General features: G+C 73.8%; 1 protein-coding gene. It reads right to left on the bottom strand.

Annotated features, from left to right (window positions below; all coding sequences use genetic code 11):
• A partial coding sequence (locus VR44_RS40700) for a DoxX family membrane protein (protein WP_157880580.1) occupies positions 1-252 on the bottom strand: 252 nt, incomplete at its 3' end.

Raw genomic sequence — 252 nt, forward strand, 5'->3', positions numbered from 1 at the left:
CTCGTACTCCATGCCCTTGGGGGCGAAGAAGGCCCCGGCGCCGTGGACGGCCAGGGCGTTGATCATCGTGCCGGTGACGGCGGCCCCGGCGAGCGGGGTGAGCAGGCCCGCGGCCAGGCCGAGGCCGCCCAGGGTCTCGGTCAGGCCGGCGACGACGGCCATGGTGTCGCCAGCCGGGTAGCCGACGGAGGTGAAGAACCCGCCGGTGCCGCTGATCCCGCCGCCGCCGAACCAGCCGAAGAGCTTCTGGAT

The organism is Streptomyces katrae, assembly GCF_000966975.1.
In the GTDB taxonomy this organism is placed as follows: domain Bacteria; phylum Actinomycetota; class Actinomycetes; order Streptomycetales; family Streptomycetaceae; genus Streptomyces; species Streptomyces katrae.